This window comes from endosymbiont of unidentified scaly snail isolate Monju (assembly GCF_000801295.1).
Lineage (GTDB): Bacteria > Pseudomonadota > Gammaproteobacteria > Chromatiales > Chromatiaceae > MONJU.
Window position 1 is genome coordinate 1,479,845 of record NZ_AP012978.1, and the last position, 15,693, is coordinate 1,495,537.

The 15,693-nt window shown below is 66.9% G+C and carries 16 protein-coding genes; 4 read left to right on the top strand and 12 right to left on the bottom strand.

Annotated elements, in window-relative coordinates; translation table 11 throughout:
- Position 1: 1 nt before the first annotated feature.
- From oadA to ispF, 4 genes are all read right to left on the bottom strand, one after another.
- Positions 2-1,834: a sodium-extruding oxaloacetate decarboxylase subunit alpha gene (gene oadA / locus EBS_RS07125; protein ID WP_043107991.1), complete on the bottom strand. Its 1,833-nt coding sequence runs from the start codon at positions 1,832-1,834 to the stop codon at positions 2-4.
- Between the two features lie 13 nt (positions 1,835-1,847).
- Positions 1,848-3,266 (bottom strand): acetyl-CoA carboxylase biotin carboxylase subunit, encoded by a 1,419-nt coding sequence (locus EBS_RS07130; protein WP_043107993.1) that lies wholly within the window; start codon positions 3,264-3,266, stop codon positions 1,848-1,850.
- Between the two features lie 98 nt (positions 3,267-3,364).
- Entirely contained in the window at positions 3,365-4,447 is a 1,083-nt protein-coding gene (gene truD / locus EBS_RS07135) for a tRNA pseudouridine(13) synthase TruD (protein WP_052199387.1), read from the bottom strand.
- Positions 4,440-4,919, bottom strand: coding sequence for a 2-C-methyl-D-erythritol 2,4-cyclodiphosphate synthase (gene ispF / locus EBS_RS07140; RefSeq protein ID WP_043107994.1), 480 nt, complete (start codon positions 4,917-4,919; stop codon positions 4,440-4,442). The genes truD and ispF overlap by 8 nt, the downstream gene beginning before the upstream one ends.
- A 69-nt stretch (positions 4,920-4,988) precedes the next feature.
- Between ispF and EBS_RS07145 the strand changes: the two genes are divergently transcribed.
- Positions 4,989-5,768, top strand: a complete 780-nt coding sequence (locus tag EBS_RS07145; RefSeq protein ID WP_043107995.1) for a TatD family hydrolase — start codon at positions 4,989-4,991, stop codon at positions 5,766-5,768.
- Positions 5,769-5,825: 57 nt separating this feature from the next.
- Here EBS_RS07145 and EBS_RS07150 read toward each other — a convergent pair whose 3' ends face one another.
- From EBS_RS07150 to EBS_RS07165, 4 genes are all read right to left on the bottom strand, one after another.
- Complete coding sequence (locus EBS_RS07150; RefSeq protein WP_408065685.1) at positions 5,826-7,223, bottom strand: NAD(P)(+) transhydrogenase (Re/Si-specific) subunit beta; 1,398 nt, start codon at positions 7,221-7,223, stop codon at positions 5,826-5,828.
- A 15-nt stretch (positions 7,224-7,238) separates the two neighbouring features.
- A complete protein-coding gene (locus EBS_RS07155; protein ID WP_043107997.1) occupies positions 7,239-7,526 on the bottom strand; it encodes a proton-translocating transhydrogenase family protein in 288 nt (95 codons plus the stop codon).
- 9 nt (positions 7,527-7,535) lie between these two features.
- Complete coding sequence (locus EBS_RS07160) at positions 7,536-8,642, bottom strand: Re/Si-specific NAD(P)(+) transhydrogenase subunit alpha (RefSeq protein WP_043107998.1); 1,107 nt, start codon at positions 8,640-8,642, stop codon at positions 7,536-7,538.
- A 180-nt stretch (positions 8,643-8,822) separates the two neighbouring features.
- Entirely contained in the window at positions 8,823-9,632 is an 810-nt protein-coding gene (locus EBS_RS07165; protein ID WP_043107999.1) for an HAD-IIA family hydrolase, read from the bottom strand.
- A gap of 282 nt (positions 9,633-9,914) precedes the next feature.
- On the opposite strand from EBS_RS07165, the gene EBS_RS07170 reads away from it, so the two are divergent.
- The 3 genes from EBS_RS07170 to EBS_RS07180 are packed head-to-tail and all read left to right on the top strand — an operon-like array spanning position 9,915 to position 12,649.
- Positions 9,915-10,349, top strand: coding sequence for a hypothetical protein (locus tag EBS_RS07170; RefSeq protein WP_043108000.1), 435 nt, complete (start codon positions 9,915-9,917; stop codon positions 10,347-10,349).
- 16 nt (positions 10,350-10,365) lie between these two features.
- Positions 10,366-11,448 carry an MFS transporter gene (locus EBS_RS07175; protein WP_043108001.1) on the top strand — a complete coding sequence of 361 codons (1,083 nt, stop codon included), beginning with the start codon at positions 10,366-10,368 and terminating at the stop codon, positions 11,446-11,448.
- A 4-nt stretch (positions 11,449-11,452) separates the two neighbouring features.
- Entirely contained in the window at positions 11,453-12,649 is a 1,197-nt protein-coding gene (locus EBS_RS07180) for an NnrS family protein (RefSeq protein WP_148307695.1), read from the top strand.
- A gap of 213 nt (positions 12,650-12,862) precedes the next feature.
- On the opposite strand, the gene EBS_RS07185 is transcribed toward EBS_RS07180, so the two are convergent.
- From EBS_RS07185 to EBS_RS07200, 4 genes are read right to left on the bottom strand one after another with little or no spacing between them, the layout of a single operon-like run.
- Positions 12,863-14,170 carry a sensor histidine kinase gene (locus tag EBS_RS07185; RefSeq protein WP_043108002.1) on the bottom strand — a complete coding sequence of 436 codons (1,308 nt, stop codon included), beginning with the start codon at positions 14,168-14,170 and terminating at the stop codon, positions 12,863-12,865.
- The gene (locus EBS_RS07190; protein WP_043108004.1) at positions 14,167-14,841 is read right to left on the bottom strand and encodes a response regulator transcription factor; all 675 of its coding nucleotides are present in this window, start codon (positions 14,839-14,841) and stop codon (positions 14,167-14,169) included. Before EBS_RS07190 ends, EBS_RS07185 begins: the two co-directional genes overlap by 4 nt.
- Complete coding sequence (locus EBS_RS07195; RefSeq protein ID WP_052199388.1) at positions 14,841-15,137, bottom strand: PepSY domain-containing protein; 297 nt, start codon at positions 15,135-15,137, stop codon at positions 14,841-14,843. Before EBS_RS07195 ends, EBS_RS07190 begins: the two co-directional genes overlap by 1 nt.
- Positions 15,138-15,144: 7 nt before the next feature.
- Complete coding sequence (locus EBS_RS07200; RefSeq protein WP_070104724.1) at positions 15,145-15,693, bottom strand: diheme cytochrome c; 549 nt, start codon at positions 15,691-15,693, stop codon at positions 15,145-15,147.

Below are 15,693 nucleotides of genomic sequence, written 5' to 3' on the forward strand. Positions count from 1 at the left end.
TTCAATCTCCCGGCCGGATGGCAATCAGCGTCTCGTCGGGATTCACCGCATCGCCCTTGCTCACATAGACGGCCTCGACCACGCCGCTGACCGGGGCCTGGATCTCGGTCTCCATCTTCATGGCCTCGGCGACCAGCAATGGCTGACCGGCGACCACTTCGTCGCCCTCCTTGACCAGCACATCGACGATGTTGCCGGGCATGCTGGTGGTGACATCGCCCCGCCCCTGCGGACGCGGGCGCTTGCCGACGATCGAACTCTTGACCGCGCCCTGGGCGCCGCCCTCGAGGACGATCTCGCTCAGGGTCTCGACCCGCACCTCTTCGGGAATGCCATCGACGGTGAAATAGAAGTGTCGCTGCGATTCTTCCTTGAGGCCGGTGCCGGTCACCTTGACGTGATAGCAGTCACCGTGCAGGAGGATGTTGAACTCGGTGGGCGCGGTGGACGGGGTTTTGCTGCCCTCCTCGCCCGGCGCTTGCAGGGGCTCGGGCTGCAGGGTGCCGTCGCGGCGCGCCTGCAGGAACTGGCGGCCGATCTCGGGGAACATGGCGTAGGTGAGCACGTCTTCCTCGCTCTCGGCGAGGTCGCCGATCTCCTCGCGCAGGCGGTCGAGTTCCGGCGGCAGGTCGTCGGCCGGGCGGTGGTCGATGGGCGTCTCCTCGCCGATGGCCTTGCGTTGCAGCTCGGGGTCGATCGCCCCCGGGGCCCGGCCATAGCCGCCCTGCAGGTAGAGTTTCACTTCCTTGGTGATGGTCTGGTAGCGCTCGCCGGTGAGCACATTGAGCACCGCCTGGGTGCCGACGATCTGCGAGGTCGGCGTGACCAGCGGCGGATAGCCCATGTCACGGCGCACCCGGGGGATCTCCTCGAGCACCGCCTGCATGCGGTCGAGCGCGTTCTGGTCACGCAGCTGGTTGGCCAGGTTGGAGATCATGCCGCCAGGGATCTGGTTGACCTGCACCCGGGTGTCCACGCCGGTGTATTCGCTCTCGTACTGGCGGTACTTCCTGCGCACCTCGTAGAAGTACATGCCGATCTCCTGCAGAGCCGGCAGGTCCAGCCCGGTGTCGAAACGGGTGCCGCGCAGCGCGGCCACCAGGCTCTCGGTGGGCGGGTGCGAGGTGCCGCCGGCGAAGGCCGAGATGGCGGTGTCGATGTGCTCGCAGCCGTGTTCGATGGCCTTCAGGTGGCACATCTCGGCCAGACCGGCGGTGGCATGCGAATGCAGGTGCAGCGGCAGGTCCACCGCGTCCTTCAGCGCCTGCACCAGCTCGCCGGTAGCATAGGGCGTGAGCAGGCCGGCCATGTCCTTGATGCAGATCGAGTGACAGCCCATGGCCGCCAGCTCGCGGCCCATCTTCACGAAGCCGGCTATGTCGTGTACCGGGCTGACGGTGTAGCAGATGGTGCCCTGCGCGTGCTTGCCGGCCTCCAGCGTGGCCTCGATGGCGGTGCGCAGGTTGCGGGTGTCGTTGAGCGCATCGAAGATGCGGAACACGTCCATGCCGTTGCGTGCCGCTGCCTGCACGAAGGCATGCACCACATCGTCCGAGTAGTGCCGGTAGCCGAGCAGGTTCTGCCCGCGCAGCAGCATCTGCAGGCGGGTGTTGGGCAGCGCCTCGCGCAGACGACGCAGGCGCTCCCAGGGGTCCTCGGCCAGAAAGCGGATACAGGCGTCGAAGGTCGCCCCGCCCCAGCATTCCAGCGACCAGTAGCCGATGGCGTCCAGCCGCTCGCAAGCCGGCAGCATGTCTTCGGTGCGCAGGCGGGTAGCGATCAGCGACTGGTGGGCGTCGCGCAGGATGACGTCGGTGATCTGTGTCTTGCTCATGGGCCTCGATGCCTCATTGTCCAGTGTGCGCCACGATGGCCGCCGCCAGCACCGCCGCGAGCTGGTGACGGTTGCGCTTCAGCGAATAGTTCAGCAACTCGGGATGCGACTCGACGAAGCTGGTGTCGAAGCGCCCGGAGCGGAAATCCGGATGGCGCAGAATCTCCAGGTAATAGGGGATGGTGTGCCGGATGCCCGACAACCCCATATCGCGCAGCGCGCGCTCGCCGCGGGCCACCACATCGTCCCAGCCCAGGGCCCAGACGATCACCTTGGCCAGCATGGAATCGAAGTGCGACGGGATCTCGTAGCCGGTGTAGATGGCGGTGTCGGTACGTACCCCCGGGCCGCCCGGCGCGTAATAGCGCGAAATCCGCCCGAAGCTGGGCAGGAAGTCGTTCTTGGGGTCTTCGGCATTCACCCGGAACTGCATGGCGTAGCCGCGACGCTGGATCTCGTGCTGGGCGAAGCGCAACGGCAGGCCGGCGGCGATGCGGATCTGCTCCTCGACGATGTCCACCCCGGTGATGGTCTCGGTGATGGTGTGCTCCACCTGCACCCGGGTGTTCATCTCCATGAAGTAGAAACGGTCGTTCTCGTCGAGCAGGAACTCCACGGTGCCGGCATTGGTGTAGACCACCGCCTTGGCGGCGATCACCGCCAGACCGCCGATGTACTGGCGCTGCGCCTCGTCGAGCTGCGGCGAGGGCGCGATCTCGATCAGCTTCTGGTTGCGGCGCTGGATGGAGCAGTCGCGCTCGTAGAGATGAATGGCATTGCCATGGTGGTCGGCCAGTACCTGCACCTCGATGTGGCGCGGATCGACCACGCACTTCTCCATGAACACGTCGGCACGGCCGAAGGCCTTGGTGGCCTCGGAGATCACCCGGTCGTAGTTGCGGCGCAGTTCCTCCTCGTTGTCGCAGCGGCGGATGCCGCGCCCGCCGCCACCCGAGGTGGCCTTGAGCATCACCGGGTAGCCCAGCTCGCGCGCCAGCCCGACCGCCTCTTCGACATTGGCGAGGTTGCCGTCGGAACCGGGCGTGACCGGCAGGCCGGCGGCAATCATGGCCTTGCGCGCCTCGGTCTTGTCGCCCATGCGCCGGATCACTTCGGCCGAGGGGCCGATGAAGGTCACCCCGCGCCGCGCGCACACTTCGGCGAACTCGGCATTCTCGGAGAGGAAGCCGTAACCCGGGTGGATGGCGTCACAACCGGTGGCCACCGCAAGGTTCACGATGCGATGCACGTTGAGATAGCCGGCCAGCGGATCGGCGCCCAGGCTGTAGGCCTCGTCGGCCTTCTTGACATGCAACGAAAAGCGGTCCGGCTCGGTGTAGATGGCCACCGAGCGGACGCCCATCTCCGCGCAGGCGCGGATGATGCGGACGGCGATCTCGCCGCGGTTGGCGATCAGGATCTTGCGGATCATTCAGTCCCGCCCCGTGATGGAAACCGCGCCATTCTGCCCCAGCGCCGGCCGGGGGTCGATAGGGACACCCCGACTATTGAAAATGGCAATCCCGGTACTCAGGTGCGCTCGGGGACCATCAACTCGCGCACCAGGGCCGTGGCATAACTGCCCGGCGGCAGGGCGAAACGCAGTACCAGCGCATCGTGCTCCCAGTCCCAGTCCAGTCCTTCCGGCAACACGCGCAGAGAACGGCGCAGGGCGTCGAAGCCGTGGCCGGCCAGCCAGTCGATCCATTGCGGAAAGGGTGGACGCGCCAGCGCCGCCGCCTCGCGCTCGGCGGCTTCCGCCTGCGGCGCCAGGCAGTGCCCGGTACGTCCCGGCAGGGGGCCACTGGGATGCCATTCGCCGCGTGCCACGGCGGCTTCCAGTTCACCGGTCCCGGCAGAGAACGGCAGGGCACGCCCCTCGACGGCGTGCAGCAGCACCTCGCCGGGCAGGGCGCGATCCCAGTCCCCGGCCTGCACGCGCTCGGCCAGTACCGCGTTGAACAGGTAGCTGCGCGCCGCCGAGGTGACCATGCGCAACTGTTCCGGCGGCAGGCGGCGCAGGCGGCGATTGAACAGGGCCTGGGCGCGGATCAGGTTGGAGGCCCCACGCCCGAAGCGCTGCGCCCCGAAGTAATTGGGGACACCCTGGTGACGGCAGGCAGCGAGCACGGCCTCGGCCGCCTCGCGATCACCGGCGATCGCCCTCAGCCGCAGCGTGAAACGGTTGCCCGCCAGTTCGCCACGTCGCAGCTTGCGCCGCCGGCGGCCCAGCACGGCGATGCACAGGCTGTCGTCGTCCAATGCGGACCAGTCCACCTCACTGCCGGGGAGATGCACGCTGAAGCGCTGCCAGGTCAACGCATGCCGGTCCTTGAGTCCGGCAAAGCCCACCGCGCGCCGATGCACCCCCGCATGCCGCGCCAGGCGACGTGCCACCTCCAGGGTGTCGAGGCCGCGCTTGCGCACCCCCAGCAGAAGGTGTTCGCCCTCGCCCTCCGGGTTATCGAGCGGGATCTCTTCGACCTGGAAGTCCTCGGGCTCGGCCTTGAGCCGGCCACACAGGGGCGCCCCGCCATGTGCGCCAGGCAGGTCGCGCGTGACGTCCTCGGCAAAGACCAGGGTGGCAGCCGGGGCACTCCCCGATTCAGGCATGGGCCGACAACAGCAACACCACCGCGTGCGCGTCAATGCCCTCGCCACGCCCGGTGTGCCCCATCTTCTCGGTGGTGGTGGCCTTGATGTTGATCTGCGCGGGCGTGGCCGCCATCACCTCGGCCAGGCGTGCGCGCATGGCCTCGATGTGCGGCGACAGGCGCGGCGCCTGCGCGATCACCGTGGCATCCAGGTTGCCCAGCCGGTAGCCGGCCGCGTGTACCCGTGCCATCACCTCGCGCAACAGCAGGGTGCTGTCGATGCCGCGGTAGGCGGGATCGGTATCGGGAAAGTGCCGGCCAATGTCGCCCTCGCCCAGCGCCCCGAGCAGGGCATCGCAGATGGCATGGATCAGCACGTCGCCATCGGAATGCGCGGCCATGCCGCGGTCGTGCGGGATCTGCACACCGCCGATCACCACCGCATCGCCCTCGCAGAAACGATGGGCATCGAAACCGTGTCCTATGCGCATGAGATACCTCATCCGGTCGAACGCCCCGCCCACGGGGACGCCGCCCGATCATACCCGTAAAATCGGCGCATGGAACTGTTCGATACCCATTGCCACCTGGACGTTGCGGCCTTCGATCCCGACCGCGATAGCGTGCTGGCCGCCGCGCGCGCCGCCGGGGTGCGTCACCTGCTGATTCCCGCCATCACGCGTGCCGGCTGGGAGGGCGTGTGGGCGCTGTGCGCCGGCGATCCCGACCTGTATCCGGCGATCGGCCTGCACCCGGTACTGCTCGAGGAACACGATCCGCAACAGGACCTGCTGGCCCTGGAAGACTTCGTGCGCGAACGCCGGCCGGCGGCCATCGGCGAGATCGGACTGGACTTCCAGCTGCGCGAGCTCGACCGTGCACGCCAGCAGGCCCTGTTCGAGGCCCAGCTCGCCATTGCCGAGCGCGAAGGGCTGCCGGTGGTCGTGCATGTGCGCAAGGCACACGATGCGGTGCTCGCCACCCTGCAACGCTACAAGCTGCCCGGGGGGGTCTGCCATGCCTTCAACGGCAGTCTGCAACAGGCGGCCCGCTACCGCGAGCTGGGCTTTCGCCTGGGCTTTGGCGGCATGCTCACCCTGCCCAATGCGCGCCACCTGCGCGAACTGGCCACCCGGTTGCCGCTGAGCGACCTGGTGCTCGAGACCGACGCCCCCGACATGAGCGGCGCCGCCCACCGCTATCAGCGCAACAGCCCGCAATGGCTGCCGGAGGTCCTGGACGTGCTGGCCGAACTGCGCCCCGAGACCCGCGAGGCCATCGCGCGGCAGACCAGCGCCAACGCCCTGGCGGTCCTCGCCGCCGGCCGGGTCGGCGCCTGAAACGAAAGAACCCGCTGGAGACCAGCGGGTTCATCGTGTTGCCGGCGAACACCTCGCTCAGTGAGCGCTGCCCTTGAGCGCGGTGACCATGCCCTCGATGGTGTCCTTGGCGTCGCCGAAGATCAGCGAGACGTTGTCCTGGTAGAACAGCAGGTTGTCCACGCCGGAATAGCCCGGTCGCATGGAACGCTTGAGGAAGTACACGTGCTGTGCCTTGCCGGCCTCGAGGATGGGCATGCCGTAGATGGGACTGGACTGGTCGGTACGCGCGGCGGGATTGACCACGTCGTTGGCGCCGACCACCAGCACCACGTCGGTGGAGGCGAACTCGGGGTTGATGTCGTCCATCTCGAAGACGTGATCGTAGGGGATGTCCGCCTCGGCCAGCAGCACGTTCATGTGCCCGGGCATGCGGCCGGCCACCGGGTGGATGGCGAACTTGACCTCCACGCCCCGCTCCTCGAGCATTTCCATCAGCTCCTTGAGCGCGTGCTGGGCCTGGGCCACGGCCATGCCATAACCGGGCACCACGATGACACGGTTGGCGTCTTCCATCCAGTAGATGGCGTCTTCCACCGAGGCCGACTTGACGCCCTTGTCCGCCGCCACCGCGCCGGCACTGGCCGGGCCACCCCCGGCGTCGCTGCCGAAACCGCCAAACACCACGTTGATGATGGAGCGGTTCATGGCGCGGCACATGATGTACGACAGGATGGCCCCCGAGAAGCCGACCAGTGCGCCGACGATGATCAGCAGATTGTTGTGCAGGGTGAAACCGGTGGCTGCCGCGGCCCAGCCCGAGTAGCTGTTGAGCATGGAGATGATCACCGGCATGTCGGCCCCGCCGATCGGGATGATGAGCGTGAAGCCCAGCACAAAGGACAGCAGGGTCATGACGGTGAGCGACAGCATGGAGCCGGTCATGGCGAAGTGGATCGCCAGCAGCAGGGTGACCACGCCGATGGCGGCGTTCAATGCGTGCTGGCCCGTGAAGCGCACCGGGGCGCCGGAGAGCAGGCCCTGAAGCTTGCCGAAGGCGATCACCGACCCCGAGAAGGTGATGGCACCGATCACGATGCCAGCCGACAATTCGCTCATCAGCACGGCATTGAGGTCACCCGTGATCTGGCGGTTGATGAAGGTACCGACGGCCACCAGCACCGCGGCCATGCCGACGAAGCTGTGCAGGGCCGCCACCAGCTGCGGCATGGCGGTCATCTGCACACGCGCGGCCAGCACGCCGCCGATCACCGCGCCGACCAGCACGCCGGCGACGATGAATCCGTAGGACTGCACCTCGCTGCCCATCAGGGTGGCGACGATGGCGATCACCATGCCGATCATGCCCAGGAAGTTGCCCCGTCGCGCCGAGGCCGGATGGGTCAGCCCCTTGAGCGACAGGATGAACAGGACCGCCGAGACCAGGTATGCCTGGGCCTGGGTATTGGCTGAAATTTCCATGTCGTCCCCTTACTTCTTTTTCTTCTTGAACATCGCCAGCATCCGCTTGGTTACCAGGAAGCCGCCGAAGACGTTGATCGAGGCCAGCAGGACCGCGAAGAAGCCCATGATCTCGGTCAAGCCCGAGGCCTCCTCGGCACCGGCAACCAGCAGCGCGCCGATGATGACGATGCCCGAGATGGCATTGGTCAGCGCCACCAGCGGCGTGTGCAGCGCCGGAGTGACGCCCCAGATCACGAAATAGCCGATGAAACAGGCCAGGACGAATACATACAGTGCTAGGAGTGTGTCAGGCATGATCTTCTCTCATTCGCTCGTTTGCGGCTTGAACTGAGCGGCGGCGGTGATCTCGTCCTCGTCGAGGTCCTTGAGGCTCAGCGAGCCGTCCTCGCCCTTGTCCACCATGATGCCCAGCAGGTTGGCGATGTTGCGCGCGAAAAACGCGCTGGCATCGGTCGCCATCATCGAGGGGTAATTGGTATGGCCGACGATGATCACCCCGTGCTCGGTGACGATCTCGTCGGGTCTGGACAGCGGGCAGTTACCGCCGGAACCGGCGGCCATGTCCACGATCACCGAGCCTTCGCGCATGCGCTCGACCACCTCGGGCGCCACCAGCTGCGGCGCGGGACGGCAGGGGATCTGCGCGGTGGTGATGATGATGTGGGCACGGGCCAGTTCATCGGCCAGCAACTGCTGCTGGCGCGCCTTGGCCTCGTCGGACAGCTCCTTGGCGTAGCCGCCCTCGCCGCTGCCCTCTTCGCCGATGTCCAGGTCGATGGGTTTGGCGCCCAGCGACTCGATCTGCTCGCGCGTCTCGGGGCGGATGTCATAGGCATAGACCTCGGCCCCCAGGCGCCGCGCGGTGGCGATCGCCTGCAGGCCGGCCACGCCGACACCCAGCACCACCACGCGCGCCGGCTTGGCCGAGCCCGCGGCGGTCATCATCATGGGCATGAAGCGCTCGTAGCGCGCGGCCGCCTCGATGACCGCGCGATAGCCACCGATGTTGGCCTGCGAGGAGAGCACGTCCATCGACTGCGCGCGCGAGATGCGCGGGATGCGCTCGAGTGCCAGCACGGCGATGTCACGGGCGCGCAATGTGGAGGCCACCTCGTCCTCCCCGCAGGTCTCGAGCATGCCGATGAACACCGCGCCCTCGCGCATCTGTGCCGCATCCTCGACCGTCGGTCGGCGGACCTTGGCGACAATGTCGCAGGCCAGCGCCTCGGCGCGATCGACCAGCGTGACGCCGGCCTCGGCATAGGTGTCGTCGTGATAGTGCGCGCCTTCGCCGGCACCGCGTTCGACACAGACTTCAAAGCCCTTGCCGATGAGCGACTTGGCGACTTCCGGGGTGATGGCGACGCGCGCCTCTCCAGTCAATGTTTCTTTGGGTATCCCGAGTTTCATGATTCTCGTTGTTCAGGTCGGGAGGGTCCGCCCGCCGTTTTCCGGCCGGGGCCTCGTGTATCGTCAGGAGTTGTATTGAAGGTTTTAATTTCAAAAATTTAGGACATTATCCCCATGCCCAAGGGGAACCGTCAAAAATCCGGTGATCAATGTGTGATCAATTCCCATAATCGCGAATCCTTACCGCTGCTCCAGAACCCCGTCCCGCCACCAGCGCAGCAGCAGCGATCGCAGATCAGGGACATCCCAATCGGGTGGGGGTTCCCCCGCCGGCCAGGATGCCCCCGGCAGGAATCGCCCAGTGCGAACCAGCGCACAGCGCAGTCCGACGCGCGCCGCCCCGGCGATATCGGTATCCGGCCGGTCGCCGACCATCACGCACTCGGCCGCCGACAGCCCCAGGCGTTCCAGCGCCATAACGAACAGCAGGGGTTCGGGCTTGCCGATGGTGGTGGCCCGCAGACCGGTTGCCACCTCGAAAGGCGCAACCAGGGCGCCCCCGCCCGGCAACACGCGGTGCCTGCCCGCCACCACCGCATCCACGCTGGGGTCGGGGTTGGTCGAGACCAGGGTCGCACCGTTGCGGATCAAATCGATGCCGCGGGAGAGCGTGTCATAGTCCAGTCCCGGCCCCTCGCCCACCACCACGAACTCGGCGTTTTCGGCATCCTCGGTACCGTGTTCGGCCAGCACCCGGTGCAGACCATCCGCACCTACGGCAAAGAAACGAAACCCCGGTCGCTCGCGCGCCAGCCAGCGGGCGGTGGCCACGCCACTGGTCAGCACATCCGCCGGATCGGATCGTGGCAGGCCCAGCGCGGCGAGGTGGTCGGCCACTTCCACGGGGGTACGGATGGGATTGTTGGTGACGAACACCCGCGGCAGATGCGCCGTGGCCTCGAGAAAGCGCCGGGCATGAGGCAACAGCCGGCTGCCGTGGTACAGCACCCCGTCCATGTCCAGCAACAGCCCCCGGGGCCGGAAACCCATGGTCCTCTCCCAGCAAGTACGACGGGCCGCGATACTGCGCGATCGGACGGCCAGGCACAAGGGGGAACGGATCAGGGATGGTCCCCTGCAGGAGCGGCGTCCTCGCCGCGAGTGTTCGGCCCGCGGACGGGCCTCCTGCCTGTGGGAGCGGCGTCCTCGCCGCGAACCGACCAAGCGCACGCCCTGGAACCCACTCCCGTATCGCAGATGGATATCCTGCATTCATCAATGGCCCAGTGCTCGCTACAATGCGCGCGTGCGCGGTACACCAGGACAGGCAGCATGAGCGACAAGGCATCCGATTTTTCCCGACGGCTCAACGGACGGTTCACCGGCATCCTGCGCTGGGAAGACCTCGACCGCCTGTGGGAGACCCTCAACGGCTCGGGCAAGGCCTGGTACTTCTACCAGGTGGGCAGCGAACTGCCGGCCTTGCCGCTCAAGGGCGACGGCTTGCGCCATGCCCTGAGCGAACTCGACCAGCTGCTGCACACCGATCACGACCACGACTATTGCGGCATCGTCTACGTGGACGACCGCGAATCCCCCACCTTGGTCAAGGTGTACGACCCCAACAACCTGGGCTCGTCCTGCGGCAGCAGCGGCATGACCATCCCGCCGCGCTGGATCATCAGCCTCGAGCGCCCCACCGAGGTGATCGACGATGCCCCCACCCCGCGCAACCGCCAGCGCTGGTGGCAGCGCCTGTTCAGCTGAATCCCGGCGAGAGATCATGCAAGCCGCCACACGCCACTACGCGGTGATCACCGCCGGCTACTGGGGCTTCACCCTCACCGACGGCGCCATCCGCATGCTGGTGGTGTTGTATTTCCACCAGCTGGGCTATTCGCCCTTCGAGGTGGCCATGCTGTTCCTCTTCTACGAGTTCTTCGGCGTGGTCACCAACCTGGTAGGCGGCTGGCTGGGTGCGCGCATCGGGCTCAACCTGACCATGCACATCGGCATGGCCCTGCAGATAGTGGCATTGCTGATGCTGACCGCGCCCGATGCCTGGTTGAGCGTGCCCTGGGTGATGGCGGCACAGGCGCTCTCGGGCATCGCCAAGGATCTCAACAAGATGTCGGCCAAGGCCTCGGTCAAGGCCATCACCGCCTGGCTGCTGCCCGCCGGTGTCGGACGCATGCGCTCGAAACCCCGGTTCACCCAGGTCTTCTCCCGGGTGGCGGCCGTCAACTGGTTGTCGGCCGCGCGCTTCCTGCTGTTCGGCGCGCGTGACGTGTGGTTCGTGGTGGCCCTCCCGGTGTTTCTCTACGACCGCCTGGGCTGGGACTTCTGGCAGGTGGGCAGTTTCCTCGCCCTGTGGGTAATCGGCTACGGGCTGGTACAAGCCACCACTCCCGGGCTGCTGCGCGGACGCCGGCGCCTGCCCGGCGGGCGCACTGCCCTTTACTGGGTTGCGACCCTGGCCCTGGTGCCGACCGGCATGGCGCTGGCACTCGACCAGGGCCTGCCCCCCCACGTGGTGCTGATCGGCGGCCTGACATTGTTCGGCCTGGTCTTCGCGGTCAATTCCGCGGTCCATTCCTACCTGATACTCGCTTATTCCGAGCAGGACGACGTGGCCCTGCGCGTCGGCTTCTATTACATGGCCAATGCCGGCGGGCGCCTGGCCGGCACCGTGCTCTCGGGGCTGATCTACCAGCAACAAGGCATCGAAGGCTGCCTGTGGTGGTCGGCCGGCATGCTGGCAGGTGCCGCCCTGTTGTCCCTCCCCCTGCCCCAACCGGCCTCGCCGACCCCCCGGCACCCCGCTGGCGCCCCAATGTCGGATAATAGCCAGATCACAGAGAGGTAGTCCCATGCTGCAGATCGACCCCCGTACCCCGCCGCCGAGCTTCGCCCTGTTCCAGCTCGGCTTCCGACCCTTCTTCAGCGGCGCGGCCCTGTTCGGCATCACCGCCGTCGGCCTGTGGATGGCGACCTATGTCTTCGGACGCCATGCCTCGCCTCCGGCGCTGCCGCCGGTGGTCTGGCACGGTCACGAGATGGTCTTCGGCTACGCCATGGCGGTGGTGGCCGGCTTCCTGCTCACTGCGGTGAGCAACTGGACCGGCCAGCCCAGCCTCAAGGGCCCCTCGCTGGCCGTCACCTTTGCCCTGTGGCTGGGCGCGCGGGTGGCCTTCTATGTCCCCGGCAACGGGCTATGGCTGGCCGCAGCGGCCGACCTGGCGTTTCTGTGCGCCCTGCTCTACGGCGTGGCCCGCCCGGTGCTGCGAGTACGGCAATGGAAACAGGTCGGCATCCTCGCCAAGCTGATGCTGATGCTGGCCGCCAGCGCCAGCTTCTACGCCGGCGCGCTGGGCTACCTGGCCGAAGGCATCCAGTGGGGGCTCTATGGCGGGCTGTACCTCATCCTCGCACTGGTATTCATGATGGCTCGCCGGGTGGTGCCGTTTTTCATCGAACGCGGCGTGGACGAGGACTTCGTCCCGCGCAACCGCCGCTGGCTGGACATCGCCAGCCTGTTCGGTGTGCTGGTCTGGGCGGTGTTCGAGGTCTTCCTGCCGGGGCAGACAATGGTCATCGGCCTGCTCAGCCTGCCCCTGTTCTGCATGCATGCCCTGCGCCTGGTCGACTGGCACACCCCCGGCATCTGGCGCAAGCCGCTGCTGTGGTCACTATTCCTGGGCTATGGCGCGCTGGTGGCCGGCTTCGGCCTGCGCGTGCTCTCGGTATGGGGCGAGGTCTCCCCCTTCATCGCCCTGCACGCCTTCGCCTACGGCGGCATCGGCATGATGACCCTGGGCATGATGTCGCGGGTCGCCCTGGGACACACCGGGCGCAACGTGTTCTCGCCACCACCGGCCATCCGCTGGTTCCTGGGACTGCTCGCCGCCGGCGCGCTGAGCCGGGTGCTGCTGCCACTGCTCGACGGCGCGCACTACACCCTGTGGATCGGGCTTTCGCAGACGCTGTGGATGCTGGCCTTCGCCCACTTCGCACTCATCTACCTGCCGATGCTGGCACGCCCCCGCGTCGACGGTCGTCCTGGCTGAACAGCGTCCTCGCGGCGAACATTCGGCCCGAGGCGGGCCTCCTGCCGTGGGTGTTCGGCCCGAGGACGGGCCTCCTACCCGTAGGAGCGGCGTCCCCGCCGCGAACGGTCCGCCCAACCCGCAGGATGGACAAGCCCATCGAAACCGGGTCCGAGGATTTGATGGGCACGCCGTGCCCTGCCCATCACAGGGCGAGCCCGTGCGCCCGGGCCATCAGAATGGCAAGCGCACCACCACGCGCAGACCGCCCAGTTCGCTGTCATCGAGTTCGAGCCGGCCATCGTAGCTGTCGACGATCTCGCGCACGATGGACAGACCCAGGCCGTGTCCTTCGACCCGCTCGTCGAGACGGCGGCCGCGTTCGAGCAGGCGTTCGCGTTGCGGCCCGGGCACACCCGGACCATCGTCCTCGATGACGGGCAAGAAACTGCCCTGCTCGATCGACAGGCGCAGCACGGCACGCGAGGCCGCCCACTTGCAGGCGTTGTCGAGCAGATTGCCGACCAGTTCGAGCATGTCTTCCCGGTCCAGCGGCAGTTCACGCAAGGTCTCGGGTACGACCAGCTCGATGGCGACCTGTTCATGGATGCGTCCCAGCACCTCGACCAGATCTTGCAGATCGGAACCCGGCTGCCATTGTTCGCCGGTCGGTCCGCTGCCGGCGATGCGCGCACGCCGCAGTTCGCGTTCCACGATCTCGCCGATGCGGGAGGCCTGTCCCTTCAGGCGCTCGCGCAAGGCATCCGGTGCCACCGAGGCGATGTCCTGCATCAGCAGGTTCAGCGGCGTCTTCAGCGCGTGCGCCATATCGCCCAGGCCATTGCGCGAGCGTTGCAGGCGCTGGTGCAGCGAGCGCACCATGCGGTTGAGCGCGTCGATCAGGGGCTGAATCTCTTCGGGAACCGGCTGGTCGATACACTCGCGCCCGCCCTCGGCAAGCTCGTCGAGCTGTCGCCGCACGCCGGCCAGCGGACGCAGCGCGCGACGGATATGCCAGCGCTGCAGCAACAGCAATATCAATGCCGCCAACAGCGTGATGACCACGAACACCAGGTCGAGCCGCTCCATCGCCTCTTCCAGCGGCTCGATGTCTTCAGCCACCACTGCCCAGATAAGATGTCCCTGCTTGCGGTAGGCCGCCTGTCGCAGCAATACCAGCTTGCCACCCGGTCCCGCTACCACGGCCGTTTCCACCTCGCCGGATCGCAGAGGACGCAACGGCAGGTCCTCGTCCCAGAGCGAACGCGACTGGAAGCGGCGCTCGTCGACACGCACCACGTAGTAGTGCCCCGAACGGGGCTGCAGGTAGGGACCGGCCAGCACATGTTCATCGAACACCAGCCGCCCGGTGGACCAGTCGAGCGCCGAGACCAGGGTTTCGGCGTCATGTTGCAGACGACTGCCGATCAGGGTCACCACACCGTCGTGCATGGCCCAGCGCCCGGCTCCCCAGAACACCAGCGAGAGCAGCACCACCACCAGGACGCCGCTGCGCCACAGTTGCCTGCGCAGCGAGATCACGCCACCCCTTCCCGCCCGTTGGGCATCAGGTAGCCCAGGCCGCGCCGGGTGACGATGCGCTCGGCACCCAACTTGCGGCGCAGGCGCCGGATGTAGACCTCCAGGCCGTTGCCGACCTGATCACCGTCTTCAAAGGCGGCCATGGCCAGTTGTTCGCGACTGACCACCCGACCGGCGCGGAGCATCAGGGCTTGCAACAGTCGGAACTCGGTACCCGTCAGGTGCTCCTCCCGACCATCGGGCAAGATCGCGCAGTGACGCTCGCGGTCGAGTTCCAGCCTCGCCACCACCAGCCGGTCGGCCGGCTGGCCATGCGAACGCCGCACGATGGCATCGATCCGCGCCAGCAGCTCCTCGGGCTCGAAGGGCTTGCCCAGGTAATCGTCCGCCCCGGCACGCAGGCCCTCGACGCGCTGCCGCCAACCATCACGTGCAGTCAGTATCAGTACCGGCATGCTGCGCCCCCGCGCACGCCAGCGACGCAAGACCTCCATACCGTCCAGCCCCGGCAGGCCGATGTCGAGGATCACCAGGGCATAGTCGTTGTCTTCTCCCATGCGCAGGGCACGTTCACCATCCCCCACCTGCTCCACCAGGTAGCCTTCGTCACTCAGCCGGCGGATCAGGCGTGCCGACAACTCCCTGTCGTCCTCGACCAGTAACAACCGCATCAGTCGTGCTCCTCTTCTTCTCGCACGATTCCGGTAGCGGCGTCGATCTTGAACTCCTGCACTTGCCCGTCGATCAGGTATTCGAGCTCGTAATTCCAGTGCCCGTTTTCGTTCTCGAGTTCCAGATCGAGCAGGCGCGCACCTGGTGGCACATCGACCCGTTCGACGATCTCCGCAAGTGACAGGATCTGCCCATTGGCCAACAGGCGACGCGCCTGTTCGTAATCGGCCTCGTCGTCATCCGCACCAGCGAAAGGCGCCAGGATCATCAGCATCACCAGCAAGACGGCGCGCATCCGATGTTCAGTCATCCCAGTAGCCGACACCCGGGATACGCACCTGGTGTTCATCGTAATTGCCCTGGTCCGCCTTGAGGTGACAGGCATCACAGCGGGCGAAACTGCCGACATCGGGGTTGTTGCTGACCAGACGCTGCGGAATCTCATGATGCTTGCGCCGGAAATAGCGGGTCTCGGTGAAGCGCAACGGCGCCTGCCCGGCCAGCGAGCGCGCCACGCCGGGCGAGCGCCCCGTGTCCACGCGATCGGCGGCGTTGCTCTCCAGCAGCGAAAGGATATGCTGCCGCACCGGTTCGTCGAGTTCCGCATTGTCACCGAAATGATCTTCGAGTCCGTTCATGATACGCCGCCAGGAAGCGGCCGGCAGCATACCCGGCTGGTACGGCATGTGGCAGTCGCCACATTCGGAGACGTACTGCGGATCGTTGAGCGGCGCAAAATCGGCGCGCTTCCACCAGCCCCGGCCCCAGTCGTCATCGGCACAGGCCTGGAGCGACAGCCCGGCAATCAGGGCCACCGCGGCGGTCATGCCGAAAGAGCGAAAATTCTTCAT